The 19708-nt window shown below is 68.1% G+C and carries 20 protein-coding genes; 8 read left to right on the forward strand and 12 right to left on the reverse strand.

Going from position 1 to position 19708, the window contains the following annotated elements:
* Positions 1-10: 10 nt before the first annotated feature.
* From ACNYC2_RS09980 to ACNYC2_RS10020, 9 genes are read right to left on the reverse strand one after another with little or no spacing between them, the layout of a single operon-like run.
* On the reverse strand, positions 11-1237 hold the full coding sequence (locus ACNYC2_RS09980) for a site-specific integrase (protein ID WP_419706848.1): 1227 nt from the start codon (positions 1235-1237) through the stop codon (positions 11-13).
* On the reverse strand, positions 1234-1452 hold the full coding sequence (locus ACNYC2_RS09985; RefSeq protein WP_419706849.1) for a helix-turn-helix domain-containing protein: 219 nt from the start codon (positions 1450-1452) through the stop codon (positions 1234-1236). The genes ACNYC2_RS09980 and ACNYC2_RS09985 overlap by 4 nt, the downstream gene beginning before the upstream one ends.
* 38 nt (positions 1453-1490) lie before the next feature.
* Positions 1491-3053 (reverse strand): replication initiator, encoded by a 1563-nt coding sequence (locus ACNYC2_RS09990; RefSeq protein ID WP_419706850.1) that lies wholly within the window; start codon positions 3051-3053, stop codon positions 1491-1493.
* Complete coding sequence (locus ACNYC2_RS09995; RefSeq protein ID WP_419706851.1) at positions 3050-3346, reverse strand: WhiB family transcriptional regulator; 297 nt, start codon at positions 3344-3346, stop codon at positions 3050-3052. Before ACNYC2_RS09995 ends, ACNYC2_RS09990 begins: the two co-directional genes overlap by 4 nt.
* The gene (locus ACNYC2_RS10000; protein ID WP_419706852.1) at positions 3343-4017 is read right to left on the reverse strand and encodes a DUF2637 domain-containing protein; all 675 of its coding nucleotides are present in this window, start codon (positions 4015-4017) and stop codon (positions 3343-3345) included. The genes ACNYC2_RS09995 and ACNYC2_RS10000 overlap by 4 nt, the downstream gene beginning before the upstream one ends.
* A complete protein-coding gene (locus tag ACNYC2_RS10005; RefSeq protein WP_419706853.1) occupies positions 4014-5636 on the reverse strand; it encodes an FtsK/SpoIIIE domain-containing protein in 1623 nt (540 codons plus the stop codon). Before ACNYC2_RS10005 ends, ACNYC2_RS10000 begins: the two co-directional genes overlap by 4 nt.
* Complete coding sequence (locus ACNYC2_RS10010) at positions 5633-5893, reverse strand: hypothetical protein (RefSeq protein ID WP_419706854.1); 261 nt, start codon at positions 5891-5893, stop codon at positions 5633-5635. The genes ACNYC2_RS10005 and ACNYC2_RS10010 overlap by 4 nt, the downstream gene beginning before the upstream one ends.
* Positions 5893-6285 (reverse strand): hypothetical protein, encoded by a 393-nt coding sequence (locus ACNYC2_RS10015; RefSeq protein ID WP_419706855.1) that lies wholly within the window; start codon positions 6283-6285, stop codon positions 5893-5895. The genes ACNYC2_RS10010 and ACNYC2_RS10015 overlap by 1 nt, the downstream gene beginning before the upstream one ends.
* A 3-nt stretch (positions 6286-6288) precedes the next feature.
* The gene (locus ACNYC2_RS10020; RefSeq protein ID WP_357033512.1) at positions 6289-6702 is read right to left on the reverse strand and encodes a plasmid replication, integration and excision activator; all 414 of its coding nucleotides are present in this window, start codon (positions 6700-6702) and stop codon (positions 6289-6291) included.
* A 141-nt stretch (positions 6703-6843) separates the two neighbouring features.
* Between ACNYC2_RS10020 and ACNYC2_RS10025 the strand changes: the two genes are divergently transcribed.
* The 7 genes from ACNYC2_RS10025 (at position 6844) to ACNYC2_RS10055 (ending at position 14048) form a co-directional block, all read left to right on the forward strand.
* Positions 6844-7623, forward strand: a complete 780-nt coding sequence (locus ACNYC2_RS10025; protein WP_419706856.1) for a GntR family transcriptional regulator — start codon at positions 6844-6846, stop codon at positions 7621-7623.
* 4 nt (positions 7624-7627) lie between these two features.
* Positions 7628-8149 (forward strand): N-acetyltransferase family protein, encoded by a 522-nt coding sequence (locus ACNYC2_RS10030; RefSeq protein ID WP_419706857.1) that lies wholly within the window; start codon positions 7628-7630, stop codon positions 8147-8149.
* 118 nt (positions 8150-8267) lie between these two features.
* Entirely contained in the window at positions 8268-9320 is a 1053-nt protein-coding gene (locus ACNYC2_RS10035; RefSeq protein ID WP_419706858.1) for a DUF262 domain-containing protein, read from the forward strand.
* Positions 9307-10311, forward strand: a complete 1005-nt coding sequence (locus tag ACNYC2_RS10040; RefSeq protein WP_419706859.1) for a hypothetical protein — start codon at positions 9307-9309, stop codon at positions 10309-10311. Before ACNYC2_RS10035 ends, ACNYC2_RS10040 begins: the two co-directional genes overlap by 14 nt.
* Before the next feature lie 1119 nt (positions 10312-11430).
* Entirely contained in the window at positions 11431-11607 is a 177-nt protein-coding gene (locus ACNYC2_RS10045) for a hypothetical protein (protein WP_419706860.1), read from the forward strand.
* A gap of 117 nt (positions 11608-11724) precedes the next feature.
* Positions 11725-12333 carry a TetR/AcrR family transcriptional regulator gene (locus ACNYC2_RS10050; RefSeq protein ID WP_419706861.1) on the forward strand — a complete coding sequence of 203 codons (609 nt, stop codon included), beginning with the start codon at positions 11725-11727 and terminating at the stop codon, positions 12331-12333.
* An 80-nt stretch (positions 12334-12413) separates the two neighbouring features.
* Positions 12414-14048: an FAD-dependent monooxygenase gene (locus ACNYC2_RS10055; RefSeq protein WP_419706862.1), complete on the forward strand. Its 1635-nt coding sequence runs from the start codon at positions 12414-12416 to the stop codon at positions 14046-14048.
* Between the two features lie 39 nt (positions 14049-14087).
* Here the strand turns inward: ACNYC2_RS10055 and ACNYC2_RS10060 are convergent, their stop codons facing one another.
* A complete protein-coding gene (locus ACNYC2_RS10060) occupies positions 14088-14666 on the reverse strand; it encodes a TetR/AcrR family transcriptional regulator (protein ID WP_419706863.1) in 579 nt (192 codons plus the stop codon).
* 94 nt (positions 14667-14760) lie between these two features.
* Between ACNYC2_RS10060 and ACNYC2_RS10065 the strand changes: the two genes are divergently transcribed.
* On the forward strand, positions 14761-15714 hold the full coding sequence (locus tag ACNYC2_RS10065; protein WP_419706864.1) for an SDR family NAD(P)-dependent oxidoreductase: 954 nt from the start codon (positions 14761-14763) through the stop codon (positions 15712-15714).
* Between the two features lie 80 nt (positions 15715-15794).
* Here the strand turns inward: ACNYC2_RS10065 and ACNYC2_RS10070 are convergent, their stop codons facing one another.
* Entirely contained in the window at positions 15795-18035 is a 2241-nt protein-coding gene (locus tag ACNYC2_RS10070) for an alpha/beta hydrolase-fold protein (RefSeq protein ID WP_419706865.1), read from the reverse strand.
* A 106-nt stretch (positions 18036-18141) separates the two neighbouring features.
* On the reverse strand, positions 18142-19653 hold the full coding sequence (locus ACNYC2_RS10075) for an alpha-N-arabinofuranosidase (protein ID WP_419706866.1): 1512 nt from the start codon (positions 19651-19653) through the stop codon (positions 18142-18144).
* Positions 19654-19708 lie beyond the last annotated feature (55 nt).

Here is a 19708-nt window from a genome sequence, read left to right on the forward strand (position 1 = left end):
GGGGCGTTTTTCATGCCGTCTCTTCGGCATCCTCGTCGCCCTCTCCCGGCCCCTTCTTATGGCCACTTTGTGACCACCAAGCCCCGAACCTGGCGCCGGCGTCGGTCAGCGCTCGGTGATCCGGGTGCAGGTAACGAGCGGTCATCGCCGGGTCCTGGTGGCCCGCTACCCGCTGGAGCACGTGGAGCTGCACACCGCTGTCAGCCATCCAGGTAAGGGCCGTGTGCCGGAGCCCGTGCCGGACGAGGCCGGCGATGCCGAGGTCCTTCACGAGCTGGTCCCAGTTCGTGGCGTCACGGAGCGTGGCAGTGGTGATCGTGCCGCCGCGCGGTCCCTTGATCAGGGGCGAGTCGTCAGGCCGGCCAACAGCCGTCAGGCGTTCGAGCGTCTCGCGAGCCGGCTCGATGATCGGCACGACACGGTTGCGCCGGCCCTTGGTGGACTTCACGATCAGACCGCCCCGACCCGGGTACTTCTGTCGGCGCACGTAGATCAAGCCGGCTTTGAGGTCGACGTCACCGACGACGAGCCCGGACACCTCACTGATCCGCATGCTCGTCGTCGCGAGCAGCAGCACCATGTCTCCCCAGCACTGATCCCCGCCCGCTTCCACGACGGCGGCCACGAGCTTGTCCAGCGTCGCCACGTCCGGCAGCGCCAGCTCACGAGGGTTGACGTCGGACCCGTCCTTGACCTGGCCCGGTTGCTTGCGCCGAGCACGATCCTTGGCCGGATTCCTCGGCAGCAGACCATCCCGCACCGCGTCATCCAGGACGTGGACCAGCGCCGCAACCGTGTTCTTCACCGTCGAGTGACCGGAAGTCTTCTCCCATCGATCGATGGCGCGATCGATCAGGCCGGCCGTGATCATCCCGACCGGAAGGTGCCCGAGCTCCGGGATCACACGCAGTTTGAGGCCGGCCGCGTACGGGTCATATGTCGAGGTCCGGTCGATCGAGCGTGCCCAGCGCTCCCCGAGGCCGGAAATGTAATCCTCCAACGTCTGGCCCGGGTTCTGACCGGTCCGCGCGATCGACCGTTGCGCGTCCAGCCACGCTTGCGCCTCTACGTCGCTCCCGAAGGTGGCCGATGCGGTCTCGCGCTTGTGCGTGGCGGGGTGAGTCCAACGCGCACGCGCCAGGTATCGGGTGCCGAGCCGTGCGCCCTGGCGGGCTTCCACAGTCCCGTGAACGACAGCACCGAGCGGCGGTACGGGCTGCTTCTTCGCCGTGGTCATGATGCGACCTCGGCACGCGACCGGCCGGTCTCAGCGAGGTTCTTCCGGACCCACTCGTTGAGCAGTGCGAGCGGGTAGCGGTAGACGCTCCCGATCCGCACGTGACGCGGTCCCACGCCGTCGAGCCGCCACCGACGCACCGTCGACGGGTTCACCCGGAACCGCTCTGCGACCTCTTCCGTGGTCAGCAGGTCAGAGATGTCTGAGGCATCCATGGTCATTCCCCTTCCACATCCACCACACCGTGTTGTCGTCAGGCCGTACGGGCCGAGTACTTCCGAGCCGCCTTCCACTTCGCGTACTCGCGAGCACGAGCGGCAGCGGCCTCAGCGAGTTCCTTCTCGCCGTTGGTCGACCAGCCGGTGCCGGCGTACGTCCACGAGCCGTCGACCACGAGGGTTGTTTCTTCGTCGTCGGCCAGTAGCCGGCGTTCCAGGTCGGTCACGTCGAGCGGTTCGCCGGCGCGCTGGGCCTCGGCGGTCAGGCGGGCGAATCGTGCTCGAGCTGCGCGCAGCCGGCCGAGCGTGACGGAGTAGCGCCGGCTCTTGGTGGAGAAGTGGCCACGGAAGCCGAGCATGTGCGCCCACTTCGCCAGCAGCCGGTACGGCGACTCAATGCAGGTCCCGCACACGCACCCGTCCTCGTCCTCTTCGGGTTCGTAGCCGGCAGGTCGGCAGGCAGTGGCGGCACGGTCGGCCAGGCGACGGCACTCACGGGTGAGCCTGGACAGGTGCGGACGAGGCGAGCCCGGGTCGACGTTCGTGCTCTTGGTGGCGTACTTCGCGAGATAGCCGGCTACCTGTTCCGGCACCAGGGTGTCGGAGGTGCGGGCGTCGTCGGCAGCGCTTCCCGGCAGGCCAGTGCGCACGGTCCGCGCGTCGAGCTGGGACCCGAAGGCCAGCACACGCGGCACGTCTGCACCGTCGACCGCAGGAGCCTCTACCCGCACCCCACGAGCAGCCTGTTCGATCAGCCCGGCCAGCGTGCCACCGTCGATAGGGGCAGGAGACCCGGGACCGTCGGAGCCGTCGAGGCGGACCAGGGCGTGGAAGTGGACGAGGCCGCGGGCCTGGTACTCGGCGACCTTGGCGTACTGCACCGACGCGGCCTGGCGCAGCTCGGCGTCCGTCAGCCCAAGGTGAGCGGCCAGGGCGCGGCGGAGGGCGATCGTGAAGCGTCGCCAGAGTTCCGGGGCGTGCCACTGCCACACCACGGCAGAGGTCCAGTCGTAGCAGTCCCAGCACAGCGGCGAGCCCACGGCCTGGTCGGTGTCGGTGTGGACCCGCATGCACGACTTGGACCGGCCGTGGGGGCAGGTCTTGGTCCGGTCGTAGGGGCGGCAGGTCCCGCCGGCCTTGTGCCCGTTCTTGGGCCGAACCCCGTGGACGTGCCCGAACGAGGGCGCGGTCAGCGTGGCGAACACGAGCGGGTTGTCGGCCACGGTCTCGGGCACGGTCTTACCGCCCAGGAGGCCGGACCGGATCATCGCGAACGTGTCGCGGGCGTAGACGCGGGAGCAGGCGGGGCAGACGTCCTCGCGCCGGTTGCCACACGGGCGGTACAGCACCCCCATCGGGGCGTCGACGGAGTGGTACTCGCTGACGACCTCGCCCGTGGTGGTGTCCACGGTCATCGAGGACCCGGAGAGCTTGACCGGGTGCGAGCAGTACCCGACGCCCGCAGCGACCTCGGAGAAGGCTTCCAGCCGGGCTCGCAGGGACCGGCCCCGGGCGCTCTGGGTGGCGAAACCCAGGGCACCCGGACCGACCTCCAGCGGTGCATGTTCCCCAAACCCTGGGAACTCAAGGACAGTCATGCGACGTCCCAGGCTTCGGAATTCGGCTCAGCCAGGCGAGCCTGGCGACGGATGGCAGAGCGGTCCCGGTCGTGACCGGCCCAGAACCCACCAGTGATCCGCGCCTCCGCCACGTAGACACGGCAGGCGTCACGCAGGGGGCAGCCGGCGCAGACACGGGACATAGCGGCGACGTCCGAAGCTCCGAGCCGCCAGGTATCCACGGTCCACGGCAGGTCTCGCTTGTCCTCCTGGGCGCACGAGGCACCGAGCATCCAGCCGCGCGGAACGTCCTGGGGGCGAAGCGTGGTCATGCTTCGGCCCTCACGGCGAAGCCGGGCAGGTCCAGGGCATCCTGGGTGACCGGACGGACGCGGCCCAGGCGCGGGCGACGAGGCGTCGGAGCGACGGCGGGCACGGGTGCCTGCGTGTGGGCAGGGGCGGACTCGGCAGGTGCAGCCGGCTCGATGGCGACCGACACCGGGACGGACTCCACATGGGGCGGCTCTGCCGCAGGCACAGCGGCGACAACAGGCACCGGCACTGGCGCGGCGGAGACAACGAGCGAAGCCAGGGCGTGAGTCGAGGTGAGCACCGAGAGCGGGGCGAGCGCGACCAGGACGACGCCGACGACGGTGCGCAGCTCGGGACCGACGTCGTAGGCGTGAGCGGCGTTCGCACCGATGGACACGACGGTGAATCCGAGCATCAGGGTCCAGGCCCACGCCGAGGAACGGCCTCGGGCACGAAGCACGAGCGCGACCAAGCCGTACACGAGCACCGAGGCGTCAATGACGACGGGCACGAGGAACGCCAGGGCCTCAGGGACACGACCCCAGAGAGCGGCGTCCCTCAGCGAGGCGAACGACAGCGCGAAGGAGGCCAGAGCGACGGCGGCGGTCAGGACGACAGTGAAGACGAGCACGGGCCGGGAGTCGGCAGCGATGCGGGCGACGGGACCGGCAGGTCGGGCGGGGCGGTTCATGAGTCACCTCTGGGAGTCGAGGGCGCACCGGTCTCGCGGACGCGAGGCGTACGAGAGGCACGCGGTGCACGGGGCTTGCGCGGGGCACGAGGCTTGCGGGGAGCACGAGCGGCCGGCGTGGTCGAGCTCGGGGCGGCGTTGTCATCGTCCGGCGGCGACTCCGTGCCCGTTTCGGTAGTCGGGTTCACGGCGTGCAGGTGCCCACCAGCAACGCGCCATGCGGCAGCCTGATCGGCGTCAGACCGGGACAGCGCACCAGGGCCGGCGTTGTGGTTCGGGTACGTCGCGGCGACTTGCCGGATGAGGTTGTCCGGCCAGTACGCGGCCCGGATCTTGTCCGAGGTGCCGTCGTCGTTGACCACGTAGGCCGTGCCGGGCGCATCGATGCTGATGTCATGGGCCGGCGCGACGTCGTGCATGCCGTCACCGAGGACCATCCGGACCTCTTCGGCCGAGCGGAGCCGGAGCGCCACGGTCTGGGTGAACAGGCCGCGCATCCCAATGGTTTCCTTGCGCGGGTCCTGCACGCAGGCCACGACCAGGACACCGAAGGCGCGACCCTGGGTCAGGATCTCGGACAGCAGCCGGGAGGCTTCGTTCTTGGTCTCCTTCTCCGCGTAGGCCGTCAGCACGGCGACCTCATCCACCATGACCACGTGCAGCGGCGCACCCTTGGAGGGCTTGTGCAGACGAGACTTGCCGGCCATCGCGGCACCGCGCTCATCAATCACGCGGAGCACAGCCTTGAGGGCAGCGATGGCGGCGCTCGGGTTGTCGGCCACCGCGTGGAACAGCCCCTCCCCGACACGCACCTCAAGACCCCGCTTGAGGTCGATCCCCCACAGCTTGACGAGGCCGGCGTTCACAGCCGGGCCGAGGTTCGCGGCGATGCCCCAGAAGATCGAGCCCTTGCCCGAGCCGGACGCCCCCACGACAAGGGTGTGCCGGCCCAGCAGGCCGAGCCGCCAGACCGCCCCGTCCACCTTCCGCCCGATCGGCAGATCATCCACGAGCACCAGCTCGGGGAAGCCCGCGGTGATCGGCAGCGCGAGGGCGTCACGCATCGTCAAAGCGATGACGACCGTTCCCGGGGCGACCGTGCGAGCGGACCACGCCAGGGCGTTGGCCGTGGTCGCGATAGCTGGCAGCGCACGAGTGATTGCGTCAGGGGTCAGGCCGCGCTGAACTCGGACCTTGAGCGTCAGCGTTTCACCCCTTGCCGAACGCTTGAGCACCCGAGGCACGACGAGGGTGCCGTCAGCCTTCTTGGTGGCCAGCCCGCACGAGGATGCGACGTCGACCCACTCACGCCGGGCCCACTTCTTCCAGGCCCGACGCCGGGACGGGCCGGCTACATGGCGTTCGTAGCCGACCGGAGCGACGCCGAACCAGATGCCGCAGACCACGCCGGGCGCGAGACCGACGACGAGGAAGCACAGGCCCTCGGTGCGAGCGTCCGGGCGACCGGTCAGGGTGCCGAAGCCCCACCAGACCAGACCGATCAGGCCGAAGGTCAGCACAAGCGCGCGGTGATGCCAGATCCACCATGAGCAGGCCCGCATGTACCGCTCGACGGGGCGCAGCACGCGCCGGAGCTGCGAGATGCGTTCCGGGTTCATCGATCCTTCTCCATTCCGAAGCGGCCGACCCAACGGCCGGACTCGTCGTAGAACTCGGGTCGCTCGGCGCGGTGCGCGTTCGTGGCCGCGAGGCTGATTTCGGTGTGCAGGCTCGACGCCCGGTCGTGCAGGCCCTGGGCCTGGTCAGCCGCACCGAGCACACCGGCACGGTCGAGAGTTCGAGACGCGCCGTTCAGCGCCGTCACGGCCTCGGACAGGTAGGTCGCGGCGTTCGCGAGGGATTCGGCGCGGGACATCAGGCCGCCGCCAGGGCATTGGCCGGAGTGTCGGACCAGTCGTAGGGGCGGCGGTGCGGCAGACCGCCCAGCGCCAGCGGCGCGGACAGGAACACCGGCACATCGCCGGACGTGCCCGTCCAGACCGAGAAGCCCTCACGGTCCTCGTAGCCGTGGTCGGAGCGTGCCGACAGGCCGAGCAGGTGCGCGACTGTCTCACCGTGGGTGGTGTCCGTGACGGTCACGAACAGGCGCTTCGCCTTGGTCGAGCTGTCGTCATGCCAGGCGATGCCCTCGACTCGGTCATCCCCGATCAGTTCGGCCACGTACGCGGCGAACCGGAGTGCGTCCCCCGTCGAGGGGGCGGAAACCGAAGCCCCCGCCACCCTCGACGACTTGGCGTTGATGCTCATGGGTCAGGCCGCCTTGCCGGCGTCCGGGCGGGCAGGCGTGGCCACGTCGGCCTTGCCCGGCTCGCACACGTCGTCGGCCTTGTACGACCACGCGAGGCGCGGCCGGTTGCCGTTGTCGTCCACGTACGGCAGTGCCGTGAGGCCCACGAACTCGATGGGCGTCCACGGGAACGGCGTCTTGTTCTCCGGGGGCACGGGCTGGAACTTCGCCGCGATCTTGACCGTCACAGCGGTGTCCTTCTTCCCTGCGTCCTCGTCCGCGTCGAGGACCACGACCTGCCACAGCGGCAGCCCCGTGTCCTTGTCGAGCTGCTGCGGGCGGGACCCGTCCTCACGCTTCGGACCATTGAAGTCGGCCACCGGCTCGACCTCACCCTTCAGGAACGCCCCCTTCGGGAAGACGTCCTCATGAGCCACTGCAAACCGTCGCTGCATCGCCATGGTCTTGCCCTTCTGTTCGACTGGTCCAACTGGCTTAAGCCAGTGATCCACACCATAGACTGGCTTGAGCCAGTTGCGCAAGAGAGTGGCTTGAACCAGTTCGCTAGAGTTGGGCGCATGGCAGATCAGCGACCCCACGGCGACAACGCCGAAGCCCGCGCGATCGCGGCGGCACTACGGGACGCGATCCACTCCGGCGAGTACAACGCCGGCGACAGGCTCCCGTCTGAGCGAGTCCTCGCGGCGACCTACCACGGTGCCCGGAACACGGCCCGAGCGGCGATCCAGGAGCTCATCCAGGAAGGCCTGGTACGGCCCGAGCACGGTCGCGGCTACTTCGTCCGTGAGCGCCCTCGCTGGATGCGGTTCGGCAGGCTGCGCTACACGACGCCGATGCGCGCCGTCACGACGCATGGCCCATTCGGCGCAGAGGCGCGAGCGCAGGGCAAGACCCCGCGAGTCGATGTCCGCAGCGTGGAGCGCATCCCCTCCCCCGTCGACGTGGCGGAGCGCCTCGGCATCGAGGCAGGTACCGACGTCGTGCGGCGCGAAAACTGGTACTACGCCGACGAGATCCCGATGCAGATCGGTATCACGTTCATCCCGTGGTCCATCGCCAAGGGCACTGCACTTACGAAGGCCGAGAACCTGGGAAAGCGCGCCCTCTACGGCCGGCTCGAAGATCTTGGGTACACCATCGCGAACATCCGCGAAGAGGTCACCGCGAGGCCGGCTACCCGCGAGGAAGCCGAAGGGCTGGACATGCCGGCCGGCGTGCCCATCATCGATCTGTGGCACACGGGCATGACCGTTGAGAAGAAGCCGTTCGAAGTGACGAACTTCCGTATGCGCGCCGACTACTCAGCGCTCGACTACGACATGCCCGTGGAGTACTAAGCCCATGACCGTCACGATCCGACCGCGCCGCGAAGAAGACATCCCTGCCCTGGCGGCCGTTCTCGTCCGCGTGCACGAGCTGGACGGCTACCCCGTCGAGGGCGTGGCAGACCCTAACGGCTGGCTGCGTCACAACCAGGAATTACAGAGCTGGACGGCCGTCGAAGGCGACCAGCCGATCGGACAGATCACTCTCACTCGCGCCCGTCCCGACGATACGGCGGCTCAGGCCTGGCACACGCACACAGGTGGTGAGGTTGGCAGGTTGGTGATCCCCGCCCGACTCTTCGTGGACCCTGACCACCGAGGTAGCGGCGCAGGCCGATCGCTCATGAAGGCCGCCGTCGACTTCGCGCATGCAGAAGGCAATCCAGTTGCCTTCGACGTGATGCTCAAGGACCATGCAGCGATCCGCCTTTACGAGCGACTTGGCGCAGAGCGAATCCAGGTTCTCGAGCACCGCTACGGGAGTTCGCTCACCGAACCCGCTGCCGTGTACGTGCTCGAGGAGCGCCTAAACTCGTGAACCGCTCCCACTCCTGACCCTCAAATAATCATCCACCCCTGGGCCTCTGGCGCTCTGGCGCCTGGTGGTCAACATCGACTACCATCAAAGTGCTCACACCAATTAAGAAAGGCCACACGTGTCGACAGAAAGACGTCAATCACCCCAGGCAATAGCCTGGTTTTGGGATCTGTATCGCCGCCGCTTACTTGAACTCGATCCGCCCTATCAGCGCCGCAGCGTATGGTCGCAAGTCTACAAAGACTACTTCATCGACACCATCCTCTTGGCATATCCGTCACCAGCCGTGTTCCTGTATGAGGACATTGCCGAAGATGGCACGACAAACTACTCAGTTGTTGACGGAAAGCAGCGGCTCACAGCGGTATTTGAGTTCCTGGAAGGAGAATACCCAGTCAGCGATACCGCCTCGATCGAACGCTTCCGGGGAAGCTACTTCGGGGACCTACCGCCAGAGGTGAAGCGCGCTTTCTATACCTACCAGTTCAACATCGAGTTCTTACCCTCTTCCGACGAAGGAACGCTTAATAACATATTCGATCGCATTAACAAAAACGTCGCCAGGCTGACCCATCAGGAACTTCGTCACGCCCGCTACTCAGGCATGTTCATCAAGGGGACGGAGTCTCTGGCGGAGTACATGGAAGCGCAGTTGCAGCGCGATTTCCCTCGCATAACCGCCCAATCGCGTCGGCAAATGAAAGACGTCGAATTCGTCGCCCAGTTGCTGCTGCTCACAGAGGGTGGCGTAGCCAGCCAAACACAGCTCGAATTAGACGCAGAGTATAGCAAGAGGGACCAGGAATGGGAGAACCAGGAGGAAGTTGAAGGAGAGTTCCGAAGAGTAATTGACGTCATCCAAGGATGGAAGGAGTCACTTCTTGCCGGCAACGCCAAACGCCTCGGAAATCAGGCTGACTTCTACTCCCTATACGGCGCGGTCCTGGACCTTCTCCGGGTAAGAACGTTGCCAGACAGCGCTACCGCAACTGCGCGACTGGAAGAGTTCATGTCGTTGGTCGCAAATGAGGAAGCTCGCATCCAGGACAAGAACGCACAACGATACTTCGACGCTGCCCGCTCCGCTTCCAATGACGTTGCGCAACGTCGCGATCGAATCAAGATTCTCACGAGCGTCCTTTTGGGCGAATGGCGCGATGGCAGTTCCTGAGTCGGTTCGAGCTGCGCATTCTCGAGTCGCACCACTCCTGGCAGAGCTTCAGCGTTATGTTGAAGCCTCGATTCGACCATTCGCCACTGAGCGCGGGTTTCTCTTCACCGACCGAATCAAGTCTGTGGAGTCTCTGGCAGAAAAGCTCGAGAGCGGTCGATTTGATGCATGGTCCGAAGTTAACGACCTGTATGCATGCACCATTGTAGTCCCGATTTCAGAGCATGAGTTGACGGTCGTTGAGCATCTCGACTCAGTTTTCACGAGACTCGACCTGAAATCTCGATCGACCACCCAGAAAGCGCCGGACGTATTCCGATTTGACGGGCTTCGCTGGTACGGCCGAATGCGCGAGGATGTGACCGAATTCCGGCAGCCGGGCCTAGACCAAGTGACGTTCGAGGTGCAAGTTATCACCGCTCTCGAATGGGCTTGGACACAGGTGACCCACAATCTTGTCTACAAAGGCGAGCATGCCGATTGGAAGCATCAACGCATGGCTGCGCATCTTAAGGCGACAATCGAACAGGCTGAACTTCTAGTTCTTGCCTACGATTCGACTTCAGAGGTTGTGAATCCGTCACCCGATCCCTTAACGGATAGCGCAGGACTCGTTGCCCGAAGATTTCACGAACTCAGCAAGCAAGGCGCAGTTCCGGAGGCACTAATTCCGGACAGCTGGAAACGGTTCGCGGAAAACTTCGTCTCACTAATCAAGTCTTACCGCCCAACCGACTTAGTCGCTGAAGTAGAGCGCGTGATCGCTGCTGTTGAAGAGGAGCTGGCAGACACGAGCCGAGTGCCAGCAAGTGGGACTCTGTTTCAGATTGTCCTCGCGTATGTTGCGCGGTCAGACACACCCGGGCACATCCGCCGGTTCTCAGTAGTCCGATCTCGAGAGCTTACTGACATCCACGGTGTGAGGGACGTGCCAAGGGCGTTTAGGTTCGATGGGCTCGCGTCCGGCTCCAGTCCCGTGCCCCCAGATTAGCCACGTATAAGGGAGGCTCGGCGTATAGACGCCACATGCTGCCGTGAGGACTTTCTTTACTGGCTCAAGGCGCGGCTTCGCCGCGCGGGGCGCGCCGTGCCGGCGCGCCCAGGGGCCCGCGACAGGGGAGCCGGCCCCGCGCGGGCTCGCTGCGCTCGCTCCGCGCACCCCCATCGCACCCTGGTCGCGCCGGCACGGCGCGCCCCCACTCATGACGAAGACGGCTCCGGCCAGGTGACCGAAACCGTCTCTCGTCGTGCAGCTCGCGTCCGTCGTCGTGCTTCCCGTAGATCGCGGACGGTCACGGCGGCCGGCACCCGTAGCCGGCTACTTGACCATCCGCCTAACAACCGCCCGCCCGCGCTCCTCCATGCTGGCCTGATCAGTGGTCCAATACTTCTCACGAGACAGGCAGCGACCGGCTCTCGGAGTCTCTTATCAACGTCGAACCGCATCAAGGGCGCTGCGCGTCACTACGTGATGGACTACGTCCACCCTTGACCCGATCCGACGTCGACAAGACGTGGCAGGGAGCCGGGCGATGCCCACCAACGGCCGCCAAGATGTGTGGCCAATCTGTGGCCAACGCCCTGCACGCTATGCGCGATGAGGCACGTTCCCAGCAAGCAGAAGCGCGAAGAATCGCGGCTGCGGCCCGGCAAGACCACCTGGGGGTCAAGGGGTCGCAGGTTCAAATCCTGTCAGCCCGACAGATCGCCCCTCACCTGCTCACGCAGGTGAGGGGCGTTTTTCGTTCCGCCGCGAGCGGTGTAGTGGCCGGACTCGACGACGGAAGTTGCCCCGTTCCGGCCCCCGCACTTGCTGGCGCCGTGGAGCACGGGCGTCGCCGACAGCGAGTCCGGGGCTTCAAAGCCGTGGCCCCGAGGATCGGTGAGGAGGAAGCAACGTGACCATCTCGTGGGCTGCCACGTCACCAGAGTCTGGACGGTTCGTTCCGGCCGAGCGGTCCGGGGTAGGCGGCCTGGCCGCTCGGTTCGAGGAACTGCGTGCCCAAGGTCAGGGGTACCTGGAGGTGCGCGCCGTCGACCAACCCTCCACGCTCACCCTGGGCTTCAAGGGTTCTACGGCCGTTATTCAGTCATTTCTGACGACGGCACGATGTTGTTGCTCTTGGCGGACACGCCGGGCCTCAAGGACGTCGAGGTGCCGGTAATGGACGATCCTGTCAAGTTCACGACCGACTTCGTGTTGGACCTGGATCAGGCGTGGCGCGATATCGAGGAGTTCATCCGTACCGGTGATGCGACCCGGGTCGGGAATTGGTGCGAGCTGTGACAGCCGGGCGACCTGCTCCGTCGAGTGGATAGAGCTTTTTCCGGACCGGGCCGGCGTGCTCTATCTCGCGAGTTCTGCGCCGACGCCCTGAAGGAATGTTCGTTCTACGATCTGGTCATGACTCGGGTCTCACAGGAACATCTGGACGCGCGGCGGCAGCAGATCCTCGATGCGGCCAGGCGCTGCTTCGTCCGCAGCGGCTTCCACGCCACCTCCATGCAGGAGGTGCTGGCCGAGGCCGGGCTCTCCGCGGGCGCGGTCTACCGGTACTTCAAGGGTAAGGACGCCATCATCGCGGCGATCACCGCGCAGGCGCTCGACGACATCGAGGCCGCGTTCGAGCGGCAGGGCGCGGAGCCCCTCCCGCCGCTGGAGCGGATCGTGGACCTCGTGCTGGAACCGGGAAAGCCACCGCTCGACGACACTCCGGAGTCGGCGCAGCTGCTGCTCCAGGTGTGGTCGGAGGCGCTCCGGTCCCCGTCGCTCGCCGAGCGTTACCGGGAGGTGCTGGATCGTGCGGAGCACGTGTTCAGCCGCTTCGTCGAGCAGTACCAGGAGCAAGGGCTCGTGTCCGCGGACGTGCCGGCCGCACATGTGGCACGGGTCCTGATCGGGTTCGTGCACGGGTTCATGGTGCAGCGCGCGCTCGACGACCGGGTCGACGCAGCGACGTTCCGCAGTGGGCTGCACGCCCTGCTGAGCCCGGCCAGCGCGGCAGCGCGCTAGGCGCGAACGTTCACTGTTGACGGCCGCGAGGTGCCCGTGCTTTTCTGAGAGAACGAATGTTCGTTCTACGAGAGGCAGCCATGCATACCTCGAACGTCCTCATCGTGGGTGCGGGCCCCACCGGCCTGATGCTCGCCATCGAGCTCGCCCGCCGCGGTGTGGTTCCCCGGCTGATCGACGCCTCGCCGTCCGACCACAAGGAGAGCCGGGCCGTGGCTGTCGCGGCGAAGACCCTGGAGGCCCTGGACGACAACGGGATCGCCGAGGACCTGATCGAGCAGGGCATCCCGCTGCGCACCATCAAGTTCAACCAGGGCGACTCGTTCCTGACCGAGTTCGACCTCACCACCGTGGACTCGCCGTACCCGATGAGCCTGTGCCTTCCCCAGTGGCGGACCGTCGACCTGCTGCGGCGTCGCGCCGAGGAGCTCGGCGTCACGATCGAGTGGAACACCCGGCTGACGTCCTGCGAGCCGGGCGAGGAGAGCGTCACCGCCGAGATCGAGGCCCCGGACGGTCGCACCGCTCGCCACCAGGTCGGGTGGCTGGTCGGGTGCGACGGCGCGCACGGCGTCGTACGCAGGTCGACGGGGATCGGCGTGCAGACCAAGGACCTGGACCGGGGCTTCGTCCTCGGCGACGTCCACACCGGCTGGGACCTGCCCCGGGACCGTTTTCACGTCTACTTCAGCCCCACCGGTGTGCTGGCCCTGTTCCCGATGCCGCCCGTCCAGGACGACCTCTGGCGCGTCCTGGCCAGCACCCCCGACGCCAACCCGCCCCGACCGCCCGAGCTGAAGCACTTCGCGGAGTACGTCGCGGAGCGGACGCCGCTGGACGCCGCCGTCTCGAACCTGGAGTGGAGCTCGGCGTTCACCGCGCGCGAGGGCCTGGCCGACGAGTACCGCAGCGGCCGGGTGCTCCTGGCCGGCGACGCGGCACACCACCACAGCCCCATCGGCGGTCAGGGCATGAACACCGGCATGCAGGACGCCTACAACCTCGGCTGGAAGCTTGCCCTGGTAGCCCGGGGGCAGGTCGCTCCGGCCCTGCTGGACAGCTACGCGACCGAGCGGCGCCCGATCGCACGCAGCGTCCTGGACAGCACCTCGACCAGCACCCGCGTGGCGACCGCCCGCACGTTCCTCTCGCGCCGTGCACGGCGCCACGCGCTGTACCTGCTCGGGAAGCTCGACGCCGTCCAGCGGCGGTTCGCGAGTGCGATCGGTGACCACGAGTTCAGCTACCGGGACAGCCCCCTTGTCTCGGAACACTGGGACGAGTCCCTCCCCACGAGGTGGGGCGGTCACGACCACACCGGACCCGCTGCCGGGGAGCTCGCGCCCGACGCCTACGCGGAGAACGGCTCAGGTCCTGTCGCGTTGCGGCACCTCTACCGTGGCCTCGGACACCACCTGGTCCTCTTCGCCGCCGACGTCACCGACCCGACGACGCTGGCTACCTGGAAGGCCGACGCGGACGCGGCGATGGCGGGACGCGGCTCGGCCCACCTGCTCACGCGGGTCCATGTGCCGCCAGGCGCGCCGCGGGGTGCGCTGGCGGACCCGCTCGGCGAGGCGCACCGACGCTACGGCGTCCGTCGCCCGAGCCTGTACCTGATCCGGCCGGACAACTACGTCGCCTACCGCCGCGACAGCCTCGACCTCGAGCCCGTGCGCGACTACTTCACCCATACGCTCGGCCTTCGTGGCTAGTGCCGAGAAGCCGTCCTGGATGACAGCCTGTGCCCGAGATCAGTCGGTGCGAGTGGCGCGAGGCGGGACCCCTGCTGCTTGAGCTGGTCGCAGGCCGGCCAGCAGGATCTCGAGGTACGGGCCGCGGTCGGTCGTCGTGCCGAGCCGCACCGCGTGCTCCAGACCGCAGATCAGGTGCTCGACCTGCGCCGCGGTGAGATCCGCGCGGACGAGGCCCGCGGCTCGGGCGCGTTCGAGGACCTCTTCGAAGCCGGCGACGATCTCTCGCTTGGCCGCGCGCACGTCTTCGGCCTCGTCCTCGGTGGACAGGAGCACCGGCTGCAGGCCGCCCTCTTCGAGCTGGAGGTCGAGCGCCGAGCGGAGGAGGCCCGCCATCGCCCTGCCGGGGTCGGGCTCGGCGACGGCCTCGCGAGCCAGGGCCCGCAGCCGTTCCAGGGTGTCTTGAGCGAGCGCCTCGACAAGCGCGTGCGTGGTGGGGAAGTGCCGGTACACGGTGCCGACCCCCACGCCGGCCTCCCGGGCCAGCTCGTTGAGCCGGAGATCGCCAGGGTCGTGTCGCCGGGCTACCTCGAGGATTCGAGCGCGGCTGCGCACGGCGTCGGACCGGAGGGCGGGCATGGGGACCATGGTACCCGCTCAATCGGATGGAAGATCCGGTTAGCATGCTACGCTCAAACGGATACTTCATCCGAATGGAAGACAGAGGATCGCCATGACGTGGGACCCCGCACACCTACCTGACCAGACCGGCCGTACGCTCGTCGTCACCGGCGCCACTGCCGGCATCGGCTACTTCGCCGCCGAACAGCTCGCCGCCGCCGGCGCCCACGTGGTGCTCGCATCCCGCTCGGCCGGCAAGCTCGCCACTGCCGTCGCCGCGATCGAGCACCAGGTTCCGGGGGCCCGGCTCGACACCGTCGTCATCGACCTGGCATCGCTCTCCTCCGTGGCACGCGCCGCCGACCAGATCGCCGACCTCCCTGACGTCGACGGGCTGCTGCTCAACGGCGGATCCATGGCGATGGGACGCGGCACCCGGACCGCGGACGGGCTGCCCATGATGCTCGGCACCCATGTCGTCGCCAACGCCGCGCTCCTGGCGGGCGTGCTCCCGGCGCTCGCGGCAACCGGGGAACGGCGTCGGCGAGAAGGGCGCTTCCGCTCCGCGAGGGTGGTGCACACGTCCACCGGATTCGTCCACCAGTTCCCGGTCGCCGTCCACGACGTGCGTCGAGTGCCGTGGCCCACCGTGGTCGCCTACACGAAGGCCAAGACGGTGACCGAGGTGCTCGCCTTCGAGATGGCGCGCCGACTCGACGCGGCTGAGATGCCAGTCGCCTCGCTGGTCACGCGCCCGGGAGTCGGTGCGGACGCCAGGACGCCCGAGCGTCCTGGGATCCGCGACGCGACCACGCCCTATCAGCGCAACCCCTACACGCCGTGGGCCCAGGGCAAGGACACGGCGGCCTGGTCAGCCGTTCGCGCCATGGCGGACCCGGACGCGCGCAACGGTGAGTACTACGCGCCGTCCCGGGGGATCGCGGGCGCACCGGTCCGGGTGGAGCCCACGGCCCGGACGGCGGCGCCTTCCGGTGACCTCGCCGCCCGGGTCTGGGGCCAGGTCGAAGAGCTGGCCGGGGCGGCGATGCTCGTGCCTGCCCGCTGACGAGGATCTCGACGGTGTGACGCACGGCGCGGCCGACGGGACGAACCCGCCGACCGCGCCGTATTCGGAGCCCTGCGTTACTAGGCGCCGTCACCCTCCGTGAACAGCCGGGGGAGGAAGTCGATGAGCGACTTCTGCCAGACGTCCCAGCTGTGCGGGCCCGGGACGATGGGCGCGAACTCGTGGTTCACCCCGCGGCTCTCCATGGCGGCGATCAGCTGCAGCGTCGCGCCGTAGGTGAAGTCCTGCACGTCACCCGAGTACACGCGGAGCAGCTTGGTGCCCTCGTTGATGGCCTCGACGTCGGCGGTGGCCGGCGGCGCACCGAACGCCGACATGGCGCCGATGTAACCGAACTCGCCCGGGTGCGCCCAGAGCGTGCTGAGCGTGTGGCCCGAGCCCATCGAGAGACCCGCCAGAGCGCGCTGGTCGCCCTCGGAGCTGATGTTGAACTGCTCCTCGGCGGCCGGCACGATGCGCGTCGTGACCTCCGTGGGGAAGTCCACGCCGTTGCCGTTGGCCATGACGACCACCATCGGCACGATGGTGCCCCGCAGGTAGTGGTTGTCGAGGATGCGCTGGACGTGGCCCACCTCTACCCAGTCGGTCCACGTCTGCCCGCCACCGTGCTGCAGGTAGAAGACCGGGTACTCCTCGGCGCGGTCCGCGTCGTAGCCCGGGGGCGTCCACACGTACGCCGAGCGCTCCGTGCCGCCGCCCGCGGTGCTCGGGTAGCTCATGACGCTGACCTCGCCGCGTGCCTCGGCCGGCACCTGGGCGGTGTACTGAGCGCGGATCGTGTCGCCCTCGGCGGTGAAGGTGCTCCACGTCGGTTCCGAGGAGACCTTCGTGGGGTTGCCGGCGTCCTTGAGGTCCACGCCGTCGACCACGAACTTGTAGTAGTACGAGCCGCCCTCGACGGCCAGCGAGAGCCGCCACGAACCGTCGTCCTGCTGGACCATGTGGGTGCGCGGCCAGCTTCCGGCCGGACCGAAGTTGCCCCAGACGGTGATGTTGTTCGCGTCGGCGAACTCGGGGCCGAGCTCGAAGGTGACGACGCTGTTCTCGTCGATCCACGGCGTCGGCGTCGTGCCCGTCGCCGGCAGCTCGTGCTTCACGAACGGCAGGTGGCCCTCGCTCGGGCCCTCGTCGTCGACCTCCTGGAAGAGGCGCCCGGCGAAGTCGTGCAGGTTCTTCTGCCACGTGTCCCACGTGCCGCCGGTCTCAGGGTCCGAACCGTCCGACTGGAACTCCACGCCCGCCTTCGTCAGCCTGTCGGCCAGTGCGACCGTGTCGTTGTACGCGGGGTCGGTGACGTTGCCCGCGTACACGCGGACGACGTCGGTCGAGTGGTTGATCTGCTTGGCCTTGCCCCGCGAGATCGGCTTGTCGTAACCGGCCGAGAACGAGCCGACGTTCGCGAACTCCCGCGGCTTGTCCACCACGGCGCTCAGGGCAGCCTCTCCGCCGCGGCCGATCCCGGCGATCGCGCGGTCCGACCCCTTGTGGGAGACGTTGAACGCACGCTCGACGGCGGGCAGCAGCTCCTTCGTCACGCCGGCGGGACCGGGCGTGCCGGCGTCGCCCATGACGACCACCATCGGCTCGGCGTCGCCGTCGAGCGTGAGGTTGTCCATGATCTGGCCGAGCCGGCCCAGCTCCACCCACTCGCGGTAGCTCTGTCCCTCGTCCTGCAGCAGGTACAGCACGGGGTACTCCTTCCTGCGGTCCGCGTCGTAGCCCGGGGGCGTCCACACGAGCGCTTCCTTGTCGCGCTTCGGCCCCTTGCCGTACTCGAGCGTCTCGAGCTCGTCGCCGCCGTCCACGTCGTCGAGCCACTCCGCGCCCGGTCCGGGGACGAACATGGTGCTGTAGGTGGGCTTCGACGTCACCTCCTGGGGCGCGCCGGGGTTGCGGAACGCGACCGCGTCCTGGTCCGCGGCGGGGCGCGCGGCGTACTGGTAGTAGTACAGGCCGGGCTCGAGGGGGCCGAGCGTGGCGGTCAGGTTCGACCCGCTGGCTCCCATGTTGAGGTCGGTCCACGCCTTGCCCGGGCCGAAGTTTCCCTGCACCGCGACGGGGCCTTCCCCGATGCCGGTCGCCTCGGTCACCGCCGCGCGGGGGACCGTGAAGCGGTAGACGTCCGAGATCGGGTTGTTCGGCACCTCGCTCACCCACGGGTCGGCGCTCTCCGCCTGCGCGGCGGCGGACGGCGCCACGAGCAGCGCCCCGGCCGCCACCGCGCTCGCGGCGGCAGCCGCGAGCGTCTGTCGTCCTCGTCGGACCGGGTGGGTGGGTCTTGGCTGAGATTCCATCGTCATTGACTTGCCTCTCGTTCGAAATCGATATCGGCACACGAGGAACGGCTCCAGGCCGTGCCTCGCGCATGACCGGCACCCGTGCGGGTGCCGCTGTCACGTAGTGGGGTCAGACGCGTTCGAGCCGCAGCATCGACCAGGACACGGGCGGCAGGTCCACGTGCGCGTGGTCGTCGGCGACCTTCGCGCTCGTGTTGGTGCGCGGCAGCACCGAGGTCGCGTCGTCGGCCGTAGCCGACCAGGTGTGGTCGGGGTTGGAGAGCGTGACGGCGTCCGCCACCCGGAGCCCCGGGAAGCCGCGCAGGTCCACCCCGAGCGCCACGTCGTCGGTGAGCGACCGGTTCACCGCGAACACCACGACGCCACCCGTCTCGGGGTCGTGCGTCGCGACGGCGTCGATCACCGGGACCGGACCGAACTTGGCCGTCTCCTGCACGGGCGCGTCCACCGCGAGGCGCAGCACCTCGCCGGCGGCGTGCCCGGCGGTGAGCGCGAAGGGGTGGAACGTCGTCTGCCGCCAGGACCGCCCGCCCGGCTCGGTCATGATCGGCGCGATGACGTTGACGAGCTGCGCGAGCGAGGCCGCGTGCACGCGGTCGGTGTGCCGCAGCAGGGAGATGAGCAGGTTGCCGACCACGACGGCGTCGGCCACGTTGTAGCGGTCCTCCAGCAGCACGGGCGCCACCGGCCAGTCGTCGCCCGACGGCGGCCGTGACTCGGCGCGCTTCTGGTACCAGACGTTCCACTCGTCGAACGAGACGTGGATCCGCTTGGTGTGCTTGCCCGCCGCGCGCACCGCGTCCGCCGTGGCGGCCACCGAGTCGACGAAGTGGTCCATGTTCACCGCGGAGGCCAGGAAGGACGCGAGGTCGCCGTCCTCCTCCCAGTAGTAGGCGTGCGCCGAGATGTGGTCGACGTGCTCGTACGACTCGGTCAGGACCGTGTGCTCCCACTCGCCGAACGTGGGCATCTGGGAACCCGACGAGCCGCACGCCACGAGCTCGATGTCCGGGTCGATCATCCGCATGGCGCGGGCGGTCTCGGCCGCGAGCCGCCCGTACTCGTGGGCGGTCTTGTGGCCGATCTGCCACGGGCCGTCCATCTCGTTGCCCAGACACCACATCTTGATGCGGTACGGCTCCTCCGCGCCGTTCGCCCTGCGGAGGTCGCTCCACCTCGTGCCGGCGGGCACGTTGCAGTACTCCAGGAGATCGAGGGCCTCCTGCACGCCGCGCGTACCGAGGTTGACGGCCATCATGGGCTCGACGCCGGTCCGGGCGCACCAGCGCATGAACTCGTCCACGCCCACGAGGTTCGGGTCGGTCGAGTGCCACGCGAGGTCCAGGCGGCGGGGGCGCTGCTCGACCGGGCCGATGCCGTCCTCCCAGCGGTACCCCGAGACGAAGTTCCCGCCGGGGTAGCGCACCGTCGAGACGCCCAGCTCGCGGGTGAGCTCGACGACGTCGCCCCGGAAGCCGTCGGCGTCGGCGGTCGGGTGGCCGGGGTCGTGCAGACCCGTGTACACGCTGCGGCCCAGGTGCTCGACGAACGAGCCGAACGTACGGGGGCGCACCGGTCCGACGACGAACGCCGGGTCGATGGTGACGGAAGCGGACAGCATGAGCGATGTACTCCTCGATGGTTCGTGCGGCGGTCGGTTCGTGGGTAGCCGTGCG

The sequence above is a fragment of the Promicromonospora sp. NFX87 genome, assembly GCF_048564965.1.
Taxonomy (GTDB): Bacteria; Actinomycetota; Actinomycetes; order Actinomycetales; family Cellulomonadaceae; genus Promicromonospora.